General features: G+C 40.9%; 20 protein-coding genes. 4 read left to right on the forward strand and 16 right to left on the reverse strand.

The genetic code is table 11. The annotated features are described in order from the left end of the window. Positions 1–231: 231 nt before the first annotated feature. From HQK88_02125 to rpsB, 13 genes are all read right to left on the reverse strand, one after another. Positions 232–1479, reverse strand: a complete 1248-nt coding sequence (locus tag HQK88_02125; protein MBF0615595.1) for an efflux RND transporter periplasmic adaptor subunit — start codon at positions 1477–1479, stop codon at positions 232–234. Then, entirely contained in the window at positions 1448–2635 is a 1188-nt protein-coding gene (gene larC, locus HQK88_02130) for a nickel pincer cofactor biosynthesis protein LarC (GenBank protein MBF0615596.1), read from the reverse strand. The genes HQK88_02125 and larC overlap by 32 nt, the downstream gene beginning before the upstream one ends. 180 nt (positions 2636–2815) lie before the next feature. Further along, a complete protein-coding gene (locus HQK88_02135) occupies positions 2816–3034 on the reverse strand; it encodes a hypothetical protein (GenBank protein ID MBF0615597.1) in 219 nt (72 codons plus the stop codon). A 94-nt stretch (positions 3035–3128) separates the two neighbouring features. Next, entirely contained in the window at positions 3129–4205 is a 1077-nt protein-coding gene (gene dsrB, locus HQK88_02140; protein MBF0615598.1) for a dissimilatory-type sulfite reductase subunit beta, read from the reverse strand. Positions 4206–4272: 67 nt separating this feature from the next. Beyond that, positions 4273–5475, reverse strand: coding sequence for a dissimilatory-type sulfite reductase subunit alpha (gene dsrA, locus HQK88_02145; protein ID MBF0615599.1), 1203 nt, complete (start codon positions 5473–5475; stop codon positions 4273–4275). Positions 5476–6048: 573 nt separating this feature from the next. Further along, entirely contained in the window at positions 6049–7149 is a 1101-nt protein-coding gene (locus HQK88_02150; GenBank protein ID MBF0615600.1) for a glycosyltransferase family 4 protein, read from the reverse strand. A 40-nt stretch (positions 7150–7189) separates the two neighbouring features. After that, positions 7190–8320 carry a tetratricopeptide repeat protein gene (locus HQK88_02155; protein ID MBF0615601.1) on the reverse strand — a complete coding sequence of 377 codons (1131 nt, stop codon included), beginning with the start codon at positions 8318–8320 and terminating at the stop codon, positions 7190–7192. 605 nt (positions 8321–8925) lie between these two features. Then, on the reverse strand, positions 8926–9324 hold the full coding sequence (locus HQK88_02160) for a TraR/DksA family transcriptional regulator (protein MBF0615602.1): 399 nt from the start codon (positions 9322–9324) through the stop codon (positions 8926–8928). A gap of 26 nt (positions 9325–9350) precedes the next feature. After that, positions 9351–9503 (reverse strand): hypothetical protein, encoded by a 153-nt coding sequence (locus HQK88_02165; protein MBF0615603.1) that lies wholly within the window; start codon positions 9501–9503, stop codon positions 9351–9353. Positions 9504–9505: 2 nt separating this feature from the next. Next, the gene (gene frr / locus HQK88_02170; GenBank protein ID MBF0615604.1) at positions 9506–10063 is read right to left on the reverse strand and encodes a ribosome recycling factor; all 558 of its coding nucleotides are present in this window, start codon (positions 10061–10063) and stop codon (positions 9506–9508) included. Then, on the reverse strand, positions 10063–10788 hold the full coding sequence (locus tag HQK88_02175; GenBank protein ID MBF0615605.1) for a UMP kinase: 726 nt from the start codon (positions 10786–10788) through the stop codon (positions 10063–10065). Before HQK88_02175 ends, frr begins: the two co-directional genes overlap by 1 nt. Then, positions 10788–11408, reverse strand: coding sequence for a translation elongation factor Ts (tsf, locus tag HQK88_02180; GenBank protein ID MBF0615606.1), 621 nt, complete (start codon positions 11406–11408; stop codon positions 10788–10790). The genes HQK88_02175 and tsf overlap by 1 nt, the downstream gene beginning before the upstream one ends. A 7-nt stretch (positions 11409–11415) precedes the next feature. Next, on the reverse strand, positions 11416–12180 hold the full coding sequence (gene rpsB, locus HQK88_02185) for a 30S ribosomal protein S2 (GenBank protein MBF0615607.1): 765 nt from the start codon (positions 12178–12180) through the stop codon (positions 11416–11418). A gap of 287 nt (positions 12181–12467) precedes the next feature. On the opposite strand from rpsB, the gene HQK88_02190 reads away from it, so the two are divergent. Both HQK88_02190 and HQK88_02195 read left to right on the forward strand, forming a co-directional pair. Next, positions 12468–12686: a hypothetical protein gene (locus tag HQK88_02190; GenBank protein ID MBF0615608.1), complete on the forward strand. Its 219-nt coding sequence runs from the start codon at positions 12468–12470 to the stop codon at positions 12684–12686. A 251-nt stretch (positions 12687–12937) separates the two neighbouring features. Beyond that, positions 12938–14047, forward strand: a complete 1110-nt coding sequence (locus tag HQK88_02195) for a CHASE2 domain-containing protein (GenBank protein ID MBF0615609.1) — start codon at positions 12938–12940, stop codon at positions 14045–14047. On the opposite strand, the gene HQK88_02200 is transcribed toward HQK88_02195, so the two are convergent. Continuing rightward, positions 14044–15765, reverse strand: a complete 1722-nt coding sequence (locus HQK88_02200) for a SpoIIE family protein phosphatase (protein MBF0615610.1) — start codon at positions 15763–15765, stop codon at positions 14044–14046. The genes HQK88_02195 and HQK88_02200 overlap by 4 nt on opposite strands. Positions 15766–15942: 177 nt before the next feature. Here HQK88_02200 and HQK88_02205 point away from each other — a divergent pair, with 177 nt between their 5' ends. Both HQK88_02205 and HQK88_02210 read left to right on the forward strand, forming a co-directional pair. Then, positions 15943–16407, forward strand: a complete 465-nt coding sequence (locus HQK88_02205; protein ID MBF0615611.1) for a hypothetical protein — start codon at positions 15943–15945, stop codon at positions 16405–16407. 92 nt (positions 16408–16499) lie between these two features. Beyond that, on the forward strand, positions 16500–16826 hold the full coding sequence (locus tag HQK88_02210; GenBank protein ID MBF0615612.1) for a hypothetical protein: 327 nt from the start codon (positions 16500–16502) through the stop codon (positions 16824–16826). 150 nt (positions 16827–16976) lie between these two features. On the opposite strand, the gene HQK88_02215 is transcribed toward HQK88_02210, so the two are convergent. Together HQK88_02215 and HQK88_02220 are read right to left on the reverse strand one after the other, a co-directional pair. After that, the gene (locus HQK88_02215) at positions 16977–17408 is read right to left on the reverse strand and encodes a DUF721 domain-containing protein (protein ID MBF0615613.1); all 432 of its coding nucleotides are present in this window, start codon (positions 17406–17408) and stop codon (positions 16977–16979) included. Positions 17409–17421: 13 nt separating this feature from the next. Beyond that, positions 17422–17610 (reverse strand): 50S ribosomal protein L28, encoded by a 189-nt coding sequence (locus HQK88_02220; protein MBF0615614.1) that lies wholly within the window; start codon positions 17608–17610, stop codon positions 17422–17424. Between the last annotated feature and the right edge of the window lie 152 nt (positions 17611–17762).

Below are 17762 nucleotides of genomic sequence, written 5' to 3' on the forward strand. Positions count from 1 at the left end.
CTCATTGTGTCATGCCTCCTTTTTGTTATAACTGATAATATAATTCAGTTAGGCAGTTTCTGAAAATATACTTTCCAAAAAATGCTCTCTAATTAGACTTCATGACACAGTTTTTTGAACACTCTCTCCGAATTTGGCGGTGAAATCCCTCAATGGCGTTTGTCTTATAGGTAAGAGTTCGGATTTCCTGAGGATACTTGAAATAGTTTGAAAGCAATTGTAAAATCGTTCTTATTTTCTTTTCTTAGGTCTCTTTTTTATTATAAGTTTTGAAGCCACAACATCACTGTCTTTTAGCCCTGACAGTACCTCGGTCTTTTGTTGTCCGCGTATTCCAATTTTTACATCTGCCTTTTCTATTGCGCCGCCTGTTTTTACCAAATATACCACATACTTGCCGTCCTCATACTTCACTGAGCCATTTGGCACTGTTAGTACGTTTTGCTTTGTCTCAGTCACAATTTTAACGTGAGTTGTCATCTCTGGCCTCAACAATGTTGCAGTTTCTTTAGGTAGCATCACAATTGCCTGAAAATACACGATATTATCCTTAACCAGCGGCTGAGGGTCTATCCTGTCTATTGTTCCTTTAAAGGTTTTATCAGGATACGTGTCCACTGTAAATTCCGCTTCAAGCCCTTTTCGTATGCGCCCGATGTCGGTCTCATCCACGTATATCCACATGTCAAGTTTTCCCGGGGAGAGCACCGTAACAAGGTTTGCCACCTGTAAGCCTGTCACAACGGTCTCCCCCTCCTGACCGCTTACCTCCGTAACTACGCCATCTATCGGTGAGATTATGTTTGTGTAGGAAAGCCTAATCTCAGCCCTTTGCAAACTGTGCTTAAGCAAAGCCAAATCGCCTTCCGCTACCTTTATGTCTCCAACACACTCTATCTTTGTACGCTTTCGAGTATCACTTGATTTAGCCGCATCCAAATCTGCCTGAATAAACTCGGATTTTGCCCTGTCATAATCATTTTTGGCAATGTAGCCCTTCTCAAGCAGCGCCTCTTGCCGCTCATACTGCAACTTAGCCAGATCGGACTTTGCCCTCTTTTGCTTAAAATCGTCGTTTGCCTCATTCATTTTTTGCGGGTAACTTTCCCTGAGTTTCGTTAGAGTTGCCTGTACCTTTGCTATGTTCATCTGCAACTCCTCTATCTCTTTCTTTGTATCTCTGTCGTCTATTTTGGCTATCAACTCGCCCTTTTTTACCTCACGTCCTACACGGGCATACATTGAGATAATCTCACCTGTAGTTCTTGCGCCTATCTTTACAACAGCACCCACCTGCGGCTTGATTATTCCTGTTTGCACTACTACATTTTCTAAAGATGAACGCTCTGCTTTAGCTGTTTCAAGTACTTCATACCATGAGGGAGGCTGCCAGATTATCCAGATTAATATTGATACGAAAACGGCAAGGACACTAACCGAGAGCTTCTTATGTGTTTTTATCCAGCCTTTGTATTTCAAAGTTCTTTAAAGCCTCCTCCATAGCTCTCTTTAGCGGGATTTTATGGGAGACGGCAACCCGTTTGCAATCCTCATACTCAGGGGATACCGTGATAACACGGCCATCATGCCCAATGGCTGTCTTTACTTTAATGTAACCGTATGGGGTAATCACCATCTTCATTTCCCGTTTCAATACTCGCCGTGAAAGTTCCCAGCTCCTAAGTCCAAACGTTGTAGTTTCGGCAAATATTATATCGCTTAAGGTATTTTCTATGCTATGAGAGCATATCACTGTAAGCTTTGTCGCTGGCCGGCTTTTTTTCATTACTATTGGAGTGAAATACACATCAAGCGCTCCGGCATCAAAGAGTCTTTCCATCAGGTAGCCATAAATCTCTCCTGGCATGTCATCTATATTACTCTCAATGACAAGCACCCTCTCTCCTATATTATTTTCATGCGTCTCCCCAACAAAAACACGTAAAACATTTGGTCTGCTGGAGAGATCCTTTTCGCCACAACCATACCCTACTGAGGTAACAGTCATATCCGGCATCGGTGTAAATCCATTGGCCATCGTCTTTGCTATTGCTGCCCCGGTTGGTGTGGATAGTTCCATATCATCACAATCGGAGTATATAGGGACTCCCTTTAAAAGCTCTGCCGTTACCGGAGCAGGCACCGGCAGCGTTCCATGTGAGGTCATAACAGTGCCCCCTCCCACGTTTATTTTGGAAAACCGGATTTCCTCAACTCCAAGGTACTGAATCCCTGCAACAAAACTCGTTATGTCAACCATACAATCAACTGCTCCAAGCTCGTGCAAGTGCACCTCATCATACGATTTACCGTGCACTTTTCCCTCAGCTTTAAAAAGGGATTCAAAGATGGTCAGCGACCTATTTCTTATATTATCAGAAAGTGTGGAATTTCGGTAGATTTCGTTTATGTCACCCCATGTTCTTTCGGCTCCGGTTTCAACAGTCCGGACGTCAAACTTAACCCCCCTTATGCCGCCTCTCATAATAGGCCTTGACGTAATCTCAAATTCCTGCAATGGAAGCCCTTTTAATGTGCCACTAAGATACTCTGTCGGCACACCGGCATCTATCAGAGCGCCGCTTAGCATATCCCCGCTGACACCGGACTTACACTCTATATAACAAGTTTTCATAGTGACTCCTTCGTGGCATATTATAACACATTGGGAATGTATCGGAATAGTTTCATGTGGCGGTGTAGGGTTATTGATGCTTTTTTAGCATGTCATTATGAAGAGATTAAGCGAAAAACCACAGTAGGGCAGAGAAAACCATTACAATAGTCTCTCTACCCCAAAAAAAGGTGGCAATGTTTATTCTTTAGGTGGAATCTCTATGAAACTTCCGCCAAAATACGTAAATATCAGAGTTCCGGCATCCACAAGCTCGCGCAATGCAGCCTTTACCTCATCCTTTTCTATCCCTTGATCTGCCGAGACTTTCTTAAGAATGTCGGTCTGTTTCAGCTTCTTTTTGCCGGTTGAGTCTTCTACCAGTTTATATACTATCTTTTTTAATTCCTCTTTATCCATAGACACCTCAACAATTATTTTTTTGTAACGAAAGGGAAGGAAAATATTCCCTTCCCTTTCAGTTCGCTATTTCAATCTGATTGTTAACTAAATTCTACGTCCACTTAAATGCTGCTGAAGTTCTGAATGTCTGACGCGCAAATGTGAAATCGTCAATATGCTGGATTTTGAATTCAAGGCCGGTCTCTTTAAAGAAACTCTCCCACCCGATTCTATCTACCCATTCGCCGACTCTCTCGTGCTTTTTTGCGCCCTTTATGTAGGCATTTAAGATAGTCTTAACGGCGGCAACAACCTTTGGCCACCTCGGCGGCTCATTAGGTATCCAGGGCACAGCAAGACGTGAAAACTTAGGTGCTGACCTAAGATTTGATACTTTACCGCCTACAACTATGGCTACGCCATCGTTTTCCGCATCAGATATCGGCATTGCAGGGCAAACTGAGTAACAGTTACCGCAGTACATGCACTTTTCAAGTTTTATCTTTACGCTCTTTTTAGACGGGTCAGGGCTTATGGCGCTTGTCGGACATGCACCGATTGTGGAGGGAATTTCACAAGCGTTTTTAAGGTTTTCATGGTCTATTCTTGGCGGAGTCTTGTGAACTCCCACGAGGGCTATGTCTGAACAGTGTACGGCTCCGCACATGTTAACACAACATGCTACGGCAAGTCTTACTCTGTTTTGAAGCTCTTTAGTGGTAAAGTACTCATGCAGCTCATCCATGAGAGCTTTAACAAGGCCGGATGCGTCAGTAGCCGCTGAATGGCAGTGAACCCATCCCTGAGTGTGAACAACGTTACTGATTCTTGGCCCGATACCGCCCAGCATGTAACCTCTTGATGTTAAGTCAGCCATAAGAGCCTTTGCTTTTTCCTCGGTGGTTGCAAAAAATTCAACGTTGTTCCTTGAGGTAAAGCGAAGGAAGCCGTCTGAGTGTTTCTTTGCTACTTCACAGTACTCTCTTATTGTAGTAGTGGCTATAAGTCTTGGGGAGGCCACTCTTACGGTGTAGATTTTATCGCCGCTCTCTGACACATGGACCATAAGTCCTGCGTTGATTATCTCGTGATATTTCCATTTGCCATAGTTTTTCTTTATTACTGGATGCAAAAACTTTTCATAATGGGGTGGGCCTATGTCTGTCTGTCTGTCTGGTATTGCTGACATAATTATTAACTCCTCCTTAATTTATAATTAAAGTTTTACTTACTTTTTCAAACATTAAAAGCTGTTGTTATTTAGCCAGATCTTCCTCTGACCAGAAGAAAAATGGATCACGTCTTGGCTCTTTAACCATAGCAGGGTGAGGATCAAGACCAACCTCTTTCAGGAATTTCGGGAACGATACTCTTTCGATAAGCTCACCGATTCTCTCACGGTTTTTACCATTTTCATCCCACCATTCCCATATCTTGTCAATCAGGTCGTAAAACTCCTTATACGGTGGCTCCATCTTTATAAAGGGAACGATTACCCACGACATAAGTGCTCCGGTTACGATAGGTGCCTTGCTTCCCAGAAGAAGAGTTGCTCCCTTTTCGGTTCCGGGTCTCAGAGCCTTAGGCATTCTGGCTAAACAGTGCATACATCTGTTGCACTGAGAATTATTAATCAATAACTCGTTGCCGTTAAAAGACATACATTCGGTCGGACACATGTCAATAACTTCGGACTGTATGTTCATTTTCTTGGAATACTCTTTCACCTCGGCCTGATCTATGCGAATATCGCCTTTCCACGTACCAATAATTGACATGTCAGCTCTGGCTATAGAAGCTATACAGTCAACGGGACAGCCTGCCGCTTTGAACTTAAACTTATACGGGAAAGCCGGCCTGTGCATTTCGTCCTGATAGTGCTGAGTTATATCATTGGTTATTGCCATTGTGTCAATGTTTGCCCACTCACAACGGGACATACCGAGACAGCAGCTCGGTGTTCTCATAGCTGAACCGGAACCGCCCAAATCCCACCCTCTGGATGAAACCTCAGCAAAAAACGGCTCAAGATACTCTGTACGGGTTCCAAGCATAACCATATCGCCAGTGGAACCATGCATATTAGTTAGTCCTGAACCATACTTATCCCAAAGATCACAGATCTCTTTTAACGAATCAGCCTCATAGTAAAACCCTGACGGGCTGTTTATTCTTACAGTGTGGAAATGGGCAACGCCCGGGAACTTGGCCGGTATATCTGAATACCTTCCGATAACTCCTCCGCCGTAACCTCTTACTCCAACTATTCCACCATGCTTCCAGTGGGTTACCTTCTCCTTGTAACACAGCTCAGTATGCCCCAAGAGATCTGATGCCATGCTTGCCAGATCTTCCGGCTGTCCTGTCAGGGCTGCTGCTTTTTCTATTTCCGTTACAAAACTCGGGAAAGCTCCCTTTTTGAGCTCATCCAGTAACGGTGTTTCGTACTTCTTACCCATAATTACCTCCTGCTATGATGTTTATTAATGTGAAAGAGATTCCTTTATAAAACCCCTTTGCGTCAATAACCCATTTTCAAACAATCGCCAAACTTTATTAAATATAGCGCCTGTTGGTCAAATAAAAAATACTAATAATTCTATAAGCTACATCTATAGTCACAGTTTCCACCAGAACCTACCTGTTTATAACATTTTTTCAAACACCGCTTGTGACTATAACTCGTGTGTCTGTTCACCCCCTTTCATAATCTCAATCGCTATAATAAAATATTTTCAGATATTATACAACAATGCACAAAAAAATTTCTTTTTACAAATAAAAATTTTTTGTTTATTTTTTCGATTTGTAAGGCTAAGGAAAAAAAAGGCCGCTGACCCTTGCTTTTGACAAATGATTTATTATTGATGGGGTCAAAAAAGTGAAATAAACAATGTTTTTTCAATAATTCAAGACTTCTGGGAGAATGCTATAATAATTTGAAAATAGGATCAAGGCAAACCATATCGAAAGAAAAAATGTAGTTCTTCTTTGAATATCGGTTGACTGTATAAAGACCTGCAGCTATGTGTTTAAAGCGTAAGGAGGAAGTTTTCAAAATCAGCCGACAGCTTTTCCCAGTGATAATCGCAAGCCCACTGTCTGCCTGTGCGGCCAAGAGTGTGTCTTAATTCTGTGTCTTTTATTAAATTTATAATTTGTGCTGCCAAACTTTTATAATCCCCGCTTTTAAACGAAACACAGAGACCGGCTTTAACCGCAGCCTCAAGTTCCTCAATATCACTTACTACTACAGCCCTGCCAGCCGCTAATGCCTCTGTAACTGTTATTGGCTGCACCTCATACTGTGAGGGCAACACAACAATAAAAGCATTGCTTAAATACTCAAGCTTTTGCTCTTTTTCCACCCATCCGGGAAGTGAAATATTCTTTCTGATTTTTTCGTCTAATCCTGAAAGTATGGTGTTGAGTTTTTCCATGTCTCTGCCATCCCCTGCTATTACTAATTTAATCTCAGGGTAAGACTTGTAAACATCCTCATAGGCTTTGATAAGCAAGTCAAGCCTCTTCGTGTGAATATCAATACGTCCCAGATATAAAATATAGCTATCCTCACCCATAGGGGCTTTTAAAAGCGTTTCATCAATACCGTTAGGGATAACTGCCATATTTATATCTTTCGGCAAATTAAGTCTCCTTGCAGTTACAGCATTGACAAGTATAAGGTTTTTATAGAGTTTTGGGAAAATGTGTTCAAACACGAAAAGTGTAAGAGCATAAATTGGGTTATATTTTCCGAAATACCGCCATCCGGTAAACCCCTGAATTTGAGCTACTAAAGGGCGTTTTCTGTAAGAGTACAAAAATGTTGGAATCGCAGGTGAAAACTCCTCTATTATTACGTCATACTTATGGCCGTTTAGCCGCACATAGATGGAGGCAAAGAGCGCATAAGAAAGAAGCGCCACAGTGAGGCTATTGCTTTCTATTCCGCAGAAAACATGCTTTATTCCATTGATAACACCGTCTTTAGCGCCCTTATATTTTTTGCAAAGCAGTGTGATGTCATGCCGCTTACCTATAAACTTGTATAACTCATAGGCCCTTACGCCAACCCCTCCGATTCCAAAATAATCCCCTTTACTTTCATACAGTAAATGCAGTATTTTCAAAACATGCCACCCCAAAATGTTTTATTCTCAGATATTTCCGTCATTTCTTATTATTTTGGTGTACTGTTTCATTATCTAACAATATGATACTCCTTTTTCTCAGATAATGCATGGCTGGTTCAGAACCGAGGCTGGCTGCCTTTTTCATATCTGCAAGAGCCTTTTCATCGTCTGCTTTTTTAGCATAAGACTCGGCACGGTAGTAGTAAGCCTCTGCACTGTCCGGCATTAACTCTATTGTTTTGGTAAAATCAGCAATAGCCTTATCATACTCTCCTTTTTCCTTATAAAAAGTGGCCCGATAGAAGTAAGCCTCAGCATACTTTGGATTTATCACTATTGCATTAGTAAAATCAATAATAGCCTTATCTATATCCCCTTTGCTTTGAAATAAAGATGCCCGATAAAAGTATGCTACGGCATCCTTTGGGTTTGCCTCAATTGCTTTGGTATAATCAGCTATTGCCGCATCCTTATCCTTGGTGGTTGCAGTTTTATTATCGGTAGTTGCGGCCTTATCATCGGTGGTTGCAGTTTTGCCATCACCTTCTCTGTCGTAGAAGGAACAGCCACTACTCACATACTGAACAGTATTTTTTTCTTTTGGCTCCTCAGGGGGATGATTATTTGTGCCAATTACAATTAACACCACAAAGACAGCCACTGCGGCTATGGTGGCTACCAGTAAGGGGAGTTTGCTCTTTACGTCTGCTTTGCTTATAACTTTACTCTCAGAGTGAATATTTATTTCATTGCTGTTTTCGCCAGTTTTACCCTTTGCGTTGTCTGTTATATCATGATGATGAGTGTACATTCGTCTGAAGTAGCTATCACCATAATCAGAATTTAATTCAACAGCACTTTTATAGTCTGCCATAGCCTTGTCTTTACGTTCTTGTTTGAGATAGACTAACCCACGGTTAAAATACGCCAAAGCGTAATCAGGGTCTAACTCTATAGCCTTGGTATAATCAGCGACGGCTCTTTTTCGGTTTCCCCTTGCTGCATAAGCATCAGCTCGATTTACATAAGAAATAGTAAACGATGGATCCATTTCAATGGCTTTGGTGTAGCTTTCAATCGCTTTATCGTAATCGCCATCCGTGTAGTGCATATTTCCGGCGTGGTTGTATTTCTCAGCATCTTTTTTTAAGAAATCAAAGAAACCCATTCCATTACCCTCACTGAATTCTTACGTACAATCTGCAATTTTGCATGTGATACAATTGCCACAGATTGGGTATTTATAACCATGTTGACTAAGCTTTCTATGCGCCAATGTAATACCCATCTCCTTAACCAGCCTCCTTTTGGCAAATACATCCACCCCTTGCCAATATTGCGGTCTAAACGGGTTATTTGAATAATAGCACATCCAAAAAATAAAATCAATTGCACATAGCTTTCATTCTAATACCGAGTTGCAATCTAAATTATAATATAAAGGAGGAGATTACGACGTCGCTACGCTCCTCGTAATGACAGATAGGGATGCTCATGTATAGCCTCACGCCGTCATTGCGAACCGCCACAGGGGGTCAGGGGAATCCCCTCAGGGGAGAGCAATCTCCTCTTTTGAGCGCAACTTGGTATAAGGCTTTGTCAAAGCCGTCTAAACTACGTTGTTTTTGATTGTATATGTAGGTTGTGCTCTTTGCAGAACTAAGGTATAGTTTAGCGCAATAAAACAATGCTGCTTGTAACTGTAATCACAAGCTCATAACCCCCTCAGAACGTATCAGAGCCGCATCATTTCATGAAGTTTTAAAACAGCCTTTACTGAAAAGGCTGTTCTCTTTCCATCTGTTCTATTTTTTCAACCTTTTCCTTACATTCCACACAGTGTACCGCATAGGGAAGCACTTTTAATCTCCCCTCGCTAATTTCCTGTCCGCAGTCCTCACATATGCCGTACGTGCCGTTGTGGATTTTCCTTAAAGCCTCATCTATCTTATTTAACTTCAACTTGTGGTGATGAAGTTTCTGTAAAATAATATCCTCTGTCACATCAACAACCGACCAGTCACCATCGTCAAGGGCCGCATCTATTAACTGTCTTTCATCACCCTTTACGAAATTAGAAATCTCCGTTTTAGCCTCCATAATGAGTGACTGTCTCTCTTCTAGGAGAATCTTTTTGACTCTTTTAAGTTTTTCTGCTCTTTCGTTCTCCATGCTGCCCCCCTCTTTGGTGTCTTGACTCATTCTTTTGGTGGCTCCTCATTGACTTTGTCACTCACACCCTCTTTAAAGACCTCCACTATGCTCTTTACCTGTATTGATGCACCTTTGAGAGCCTTCTGAATGTCAGGAAGCTTTGCATCTTCCACCTTTAGCATAAAATTACTTTGCAACGCTACACCTCCATTATTTCTTTTTCCTTGTGGGATGTTATATCATCAATTTGTTTAATAAAGGAATCAGTCAATTTCTGATTCTCAGCCTGAGAGCGCTTTGTCTCATCCTCACTGATGTGCTGGTCTTTTTCCAGTTTCTTTAACTCTTCATTAATGTCACGCCGGATGTTTCTGATTGATACCTTTGCCTCTTCAGCTTTTTTCTTTATCACCTTTACCAGTTGTTTTCTTCTTTCCTCAGTAAGCGGCGGAATCTTTATTCTGACCATCTTACCGTCATTTCCAGGCGTTAAATCGAGATCGGACTTCAGTATCGCCTTTTCAATCATGGGGATTACTTTTTGCTCCCACGGTTGAATGGAAATCGTCTGAGGGTCAGGCACTCCGAGGGTTGCCACCTTATGCAGTGCCGTAGGAGTTCCATAGTAGTCAACCATTATACCATCAACCAGCCCAAGCGAAGCACGTCCAGTTCTCACTCCGGCATAATCCTTCTTTAAATGGCCTATCACTCCCGCCATTTTTTCATCAGCCTTCTTTTCTAACTCTTTTAACATTACACTGACCCTCCTACAAGAGTACCAACTTTATCGCCAAGGACAGCTCTTTTTAAAGCCCCCTGATTTTTTAAATCAAGCACTATTATTGGCAGTTCATTATCCTTGCACAGGGTTATGGCTGTTAAATCCATAACCTTCAAACCCTGACTAATCACATCTGCATAAGGTATTGTATCATATTTTTTGGCATTTGGGTCCTTTACCGGGTCTGCAGTGTAAACGCCATCCACTTTTGTTGCCTTTATTATTATGTCAGAGTTTATTTCCATCGCCCGAAGGGCTGCCGCCGTATCTGTGGTAAAGTATGGATTACCGGTACCGGCTGCAAAAATCACCACCCTGCCCTTTTCCAGATGCCGTATAGCTTTTCTCCTTATGTAAGGCTCTGCAAGCTCCCGCATCTCTATTGCAGACTGTACGCGTGTGGGAATTTCTATTTTTTCAAGGGCATTTTGAATTGCCAAAGCGTTTATTACAGTTGCAAGCATACCCATATAGTCAGCAGTTGCACGGTCTATACCCTCTACGGAGGCTTGCACGCCTCTAAAAATATTTCCGCCCCCAATTACAATTGCCACATCTATCTTTAAATCATATATTGCCTTAATCTCATGCGCCACATAGAGCACAGTTTGAGAGGATATGCCAAAGCTACCCTCGCCAAGGAGTGCTTCACCGCTAAGCTTTACCAGTACCCTGTTATATTTAGCCGTCTGTTCCATTATTCTTCTGCCGGCTCTCCGGTGGCAATTGTCTCACCAAGTTGAAATCTCACAAAGCGCCGTACTACTATATTTTCGCCAAGCTTTGCAATTTTTTCCACGAGGAGATCATTGATGGTTTTTTTCTGGTCAGGGTCTTTTACAAATATCTGCTTTAGAAGGCACCGCTCGGAATAAAATTTTTCAAGCTTACCCTCCACTATTTTATCCACAACGTTGGCAGGCTTGTTTGCGACCTGTGCCTTGTATATTTCCCGCTCTCTCTCTATTACCTCTGCCGATATTTCTGCCGTGTCTATGTAATCGGGGCTTGACGCCGCTATGTGCATTGCTATGTCTTTGGCAAGCTCTTTATAGTCATCAGTTTTGGCAACAAAATCGGTTTCGCAGTTAAGCTCTATCATCACTCCTATTTTATCCATATGGATGTATGAGTAGATTACGCCCTCTGAGGCTTTCCTGCCGGATTTCTTTGCTGCCGTGGCCAAGCCTCTTTTTCTGAGCACATCGAGCGCTTTCTCGAAATCCCCTCCGGCCTCCGTCAGCGCCTTCTTACAATCCATCATACCGGCTCCGGTTTTCTCTCTTAAATCTTTAACAAGGCTGGCTGATATTTCCATAGCTATCTTACTCCCTCCCTTCTTCTGCTTCATCCTGCATGATTTTTTCCTCTATCTTGACATCCTCTGCCTGTTCCACCAGCTCCTTGTTCAACATGGCCTTACCCTCTAAGATTGCATCCGCTATCTTTGACGTAACAAGTTTAACTGCCCTTATGGCATCGTCATTACCAGGTACTACGTAATCTATAAGGTCAGGGTCACAATTTGTATCCACTATTGATACAACCGGTAAGGAGAGTTTTCTTGCCTCCATTACGGCTATGTTTTCACGTCTTGGGTCAACAACAAACACAGCGCCGGGAATCTTTTTCATGTCCTTGATTCCGCCCAGATTTTTCTGGAGTTTCATACGGATTTTTTCCAGTGCTGCCACCTCTTTTTTTGGCAGTACGTCAAAGGTTCCGTCCGCTTTCATTGTCTCTATTTTTTTGAGTTTTTCGATACTCTTTTTGATTGTTATAAAGTTAGTGAGCATTCCGCCAAGCCATCTCTGGTTTATGTAATAAGCACCAGATCTTGCCGCCTCCTCCGCTATTGCATCCTGTGCCTGCTTTTTTGTGCCCACAAACAGAACGTCCTTACCTGTAGATGCGACATCTTTTACAAAATTATAGGCCTCCTCCATTCCCTTCACAGTCTTTTGCAGGTCTATTATGTAGATTCCGTTTCTCTCCCCAAAAATGAACTTCTTCATCTTAGGGTTCCATCTCTTTACCTGATGGCCAAAATGTACTCCGGCCTCAAGAAGTTCCTTCATTGATACTACCATACGCGGCTAACCTCCTAAACAACGGTTTTTTTCCTCCGCCAGAATTTTTCGTGCCCTCTCTGAAAGAGAGGGAAACCACCGAAAAACTTTCTCACTTTTACAACCTCTCCGGCGTGCGTTCTAAATCTAAATAACTTAACATATCTATTATTGGTTTTTCAATAGGAGTAAGATTTTTTTCAGATTGAGAAGATATTTTAGACATCTTTATCACTTTTTACACAAATATATGATAAATAAAAGTTAAATAAAAATAAGCAGTTAAATAAATAAAAAAGGAGAATTTTATGGGAAAAGGAGACAATTATATTCAAGATCCAAAAACAGGCAAATTCAACGGAAGCACTAAAAGCAGCAATAATAGCACTAATGCTTCAAAAGGTCAGAAAGGTTCAAGAAAAAGTACGTCTGATAATACAACTTCTAATAAACCAACAACTACAACTGAATATGTACCTCCAAAATTAGGAATGCCAGCGATAAGAACCGGTGTAGGAGGTCGATAAATTTGCAGAGAACAATTTAACAATTCCTTGTTAAGCAACCTTCCTTCATTGGAGTAATCTGTTGGATTGCTCCAATGGGGAAAAGTATACAATATAATAATGCTGTTAAAGTTTCAAAAAGTTGAAAAAAGCTAATTTAATAATATAATATTGTAGTATGGAAGTTCACAAGTGAATAAATTATTATACAGGTGAAAGAGATTCTAAAGAATAAATATTATTTCCTGCTATCCCTTTTAATAGTCTATTTCGTGACAGACGTTTCGTTTATAATCAAAGAAAAACTCCCAATAATTGACGATTACCTTTATGGCAGGCGATTTCCAACTAAAAGCAAGGGTACTACTCCAGTACTGATTGTCGCTATTGATGACGAAACGGTTAAGCGCTATGATTATGTACGTCCTATGTATGCCGATGTAATTGAGGGGATTCTTAAAGGAAAACCAAAAGTACTGGCTATTGATAATTTTTTTTGCCGTATAAGAGATTTAAAAGAAGATCTGAAACTTATAAAGATATTTGAAAATGCTGAATCCAACATAGTGCTTGCTTATTTCAGTCAAGAATTAGACAGCTTTTTATTACGACAAATTAATCCCGAAACACATGAACGTATTTATAAAAACAATAACAAGGTTACTATTGCAAACGTATCAATAGCGATCCCTTCAGAAAACAATGAAATAACTGCCTTTGTTCTAAACCCTGATTATTTTAGTTACGAACAGTATCTGCCTTTTCCTTTGGAGGTGGTAAGTAAATATGTTGGAGGTGCGGTTTATGTCCCGTATGCAGATGCTGGTTTTGACTTTAACACGGCTGGAATAAGACATTGTAAACTTGGCGATATGATGATACCTTCTATGTACGAAAGCATCCCTGACTATTACACTTTTATTAACTATACGGACAGGGAGTTTCCCTCGATACCACTTTGGAGGGTTAACGAGACGGATTCAACGGTTTTCAAAGACAAAATAGTGTTAATAGGGGCAAGTGCACCATTAGCCGGCGATATATTGTCAAGTCCTGTTTCTAAAAAAATACCAGGAGTTTACATCCTTGCCCATGCAATAGACATGTTACTTAACAGGAATTTTATTACCCCTGTAGAGTTAAAACACCAAAAAGTGATGACATTTTTAGCGGCTTTCGTAATTTCCATAATATCATTAACTTTAAAAAGATTACCGGCTTTTTTTGTAACCATTTTTTCCATAATAGTGATAAAGCTTTTAACGGATATTCTGTTTTACCATTATTTGTTATACATGTATTTTGCGCCTTTTTTGTTTGCCATCCTCATTACACATCTAATCGTTATAATTTATACAAACTCGTTAAAATCAGCCTCTTAGGAGTTTGGCTTATAATTAAAACACAAAATTGTAATATCATCGGACTGCACCGCATCGGTTGTAAACTCGGAAAGTTTGGCGACAACATCTTCTACAATGGTTTTTGACGATTTCCCCTGGTTTTTACTGAGCACCGCGATGAGTCTGTCATCGTCAAAAATCTTATTTTCCGTGTCCATAGCCTCAGTCACACCGTCTGTGTAGAGGAAAATGGCATCTCCTTCGGAAAATGTTATCTTATCAGAGTTGTACTCTGACTCCTCCATAATGCCGGCGGGAATACCATCGCTAATCTTAAGCAGTTTGACTTCTCCTGAGTTGTCAATCAGGTAGGGAGGATTATGTCCGCCGTTACTGTAAGAGCATACACCGGTTTTCGTATCTATAATTCCAAGGAACAGTGTTACAAACATAGATTTTTCATTATTTCTGCATAAATCGTTATTGACTACACGGAGGATTTGACCAGTATCTGAATAGATTTTTGCAACAGCACGAATAAGTGTTTTTGTAACGGCCATAAAGAAGGCCGCAGGAACTCCCTTGTCAGTTACATCCCCAATTACAAAGCAAAGGAGAGTATCGTTAATGAAAAAGAAATCATACAGGTCACCGCCAACCTCTTTTGCCGGCTGCATGAAAGCATACAGGTCCACTCCATGTTCCTTGATGTCTGAGAAATTTACAGGCAGCAAACCCATCTGGATATCTCTGGCCAGTTTCATAGCTTCCTGGATTTTATGTTTTTCTATGTTTTCAAAAGCCATAGAGATGTTGTTACAGAATATTTCCACCATGTTTTTGTCTATCTCATTGAGTTGTCTGTGACTGTGTATATAGACCATGTTGTAGGAGTTAGTTTTATTTTTAAAATAGACCACACATGAGTTTTCGGTAAATATGTTTGTTTGCTCTGCCTCAGCACGAAGAAGGAGTTCAAACTCAGCGGGTTCCAACACTTCTTTTGCCGGCTTACCAATTTGCTGTCCATACACACCAGTACCCTTAACTATGGTGATGGCTTTTGAACTCTTGTTAGCAACAAAGGATGAGTCTATGTGATACACTGAACCCTCGTCAAGCCTTAACAGTGAAGTCAGTTGAGTTAAAATACCTGATATGAAATCATCCATTGACTGAACTTCAAAAAGAGTTGGAAATGCGGCTATAATCTGTTCAAGTCCTCTTTTTGTACCATCTATGGTAACAAGATTTCTATAGTCACGCAAAGCAGAGACCATAGTGGTAAACAGTTTTTGTTTGGTAAGTTCATTTTTTGACTTATAGTCGTTGATTTCGTATTGCATGATGACCTTGTCCTCGGGGGCCTGCCCCGGTTGGCCGGTTCTCAGAATTATACGAAGGAGATTATTATTTAGTGTATTACGAATATGTTTTACGACCTGAAGACCAGCGTCATCGGTTTCCATAACGACATCAAGCAGCATAACAGCAGAGTCAGGATTGTTTTCGATAAGGGTTTTTGCCTCAGTGCCGGAGTAGGCCTGTAAAAAAGCGATCTCTTTGTCATCAAACACAACATCCATTAAACTAAGAATAGTCGCATCATGCACACCAGGCTCGTCATCAACTATAATGACTTTCCACTTATCTTTAGCTCTTTTTGCCCCTGGCTCACCCTCTGCCTCTTCAACAAATAAGTCATCAAGGTCATCAACAGGCTCTTTTGTATCATCTGACAAACTATTTGTGTCCATTTATATCTCCTTAACAGAAGTGTATCTGAAATATCAGTTTTTTGTCAAAGTGACAAAAAAGTCTTGACTTTTTTCCAGGTATATGATAAGCTTAATCGCTGCGTTAATAAAATACCATAGTAACATTGGCAAAACTCTCAGTTGATGAGATAAAAAAGAGATCTAAAGGAGGAATCAGTGTCGAAAAAAATAACGGGACATTTTGACGATTTAATTGAGATGGCATCAGAGTTTGTACAAAAGCAAAAGGGAGTGTGGGACCACACAGCATGGACTAATTTTCTTGCCGAAGCAAAGACTATGGGCTATGAGGTAAACGATGAGTTAAAGTCATATCTTGGCACCTTACTTGACTCCATGAAGAGAGTTTACAATGCCGCTGCTGCCACAGAAAGTATCACTAAGCTTATGTCAAGCATGGCGGAAAACACAGTTGATTTCATGAAAAAGACAAAAGGTGTATGGGATCATGACGGCTGGCAGAGCTACCTTAAGGACATTCAGAAAAAGGGTCTGGATTTAAATGACGAGACAACCAAGTACCTCGGTGGCGTGTTGGAGGCATCCAAGGATCTTTATGCATTTCCACCAATTGCCAGCAAAATGATGGCAAAGGCTACTAAGAAGTCTAAAGAAGCCTAAAGACACAGCGGTAGCAGCATAGGTGGCTTTTACAGTTAACGAGAGGGGCCGATAAAAGATGTGTGGTCGTTAAGCAGAGGAAGATTGATATTATGTTATCTATTAGGATAGTTAAAACAGCCGTATGTTTTTTGCTGTTGTCGGTGCTTTTGGTAAGTTGTGGGTTTATTTCAGACGGCCCCTCCGGTTGGGCAGTGAACAATATTAAGCTTCCTGTAGCTAAGGGCCCAGCCTCAAGCGGGTATAAAGAGGGCTTAGCTTGTATTTATGCTGCATTTGGTATGATTTCTATTGGGGACGCCTCAATAGAAAGCGCTACAAGACAGGGCGGCATAAAAGAAATATATACCATTGATACAACTGCGCAGAGCTTCTTTGGCGTTTACACCAGACAATGCACAGTTATTGTAGGAAATTAGAACAAGGTATATATAGCAAATTAATGAAAAGGTTATAACGGCAATGGCAGGGTAGAGAGTGCTGGGTAATGGGCGTTGTACGTCTTACTCTCTCCGGTCTCTGTCATTTGATGTGGTGGTGCAACTAAAACATTTACGATAATTAGTTCGTTACGTATCGCTTAGGATGGCCTTTTTGATACAGTCTGCAAAACGCTGTCTAAGTTCAGGGTCATTGATTACGGCGGTTATTTCCTCAATGTATTCTTTGTCGCTTTCTTTTAAAACTTTTGGCAGGCTTTTTGGGTTCTCTTCCATTATAACTTCAGGAATGTCTCTGACCCGGAACTTTATTTCACTTATTTTGAATTCCTGTAGTTTTGAAATCATCATCCCTCTGTAGAAATGCAGCTCTTTAAGCCAAAGCTCCGATGATACATCTACAGTGAGACGGCCACTTTGAAAGAATACTGGCCGTGTGTTATCGGCAACAGTGCCTTTAAACACCACACCCCATTTGTTTTTTATTCTCTCTAAAGTAAAGCCATCCTGTATTCCAAGATCACTACAAAGAGACTCCAACAAAGAGGCGGATGTTATCATTTAATTGTAATGGTTATATCGCTTTTGTAACAAATCCGGAACGTAAACACCTTGTACACACTACCACTCTTCTGGGGCCTTTACTGGTTATAGCTTTTACTTTCTGAAGGTTAGGTTTAAACCATCTCTTGGTTCTGTTATTCGCATGACTGACGTTGTTCCCAACGGTTTTTGCCTTACCACAAACTGTGCAGGTTGCCAACTTTACATCCTCCTTAAATATTTCTTCGCTCTTTTCTTATATTACTCTTATGTAATCTGTGTATTATAACACAGAAAGAGTATATAAATTCAAGTGCGCTTGATTTTTTGTGTTTAATATGTGTGAAGTAAATGTAATTTCACTAAACAGTT

The organism is Nitrospirota bacterium (genome assembly GCA_015233895.1).
GTDB lineage: Bacteria > Nitrospirota > Thermodesulfovibrionia > Thermodesulfovibrionales > Magnetobacteriaceae > Magnetomonas.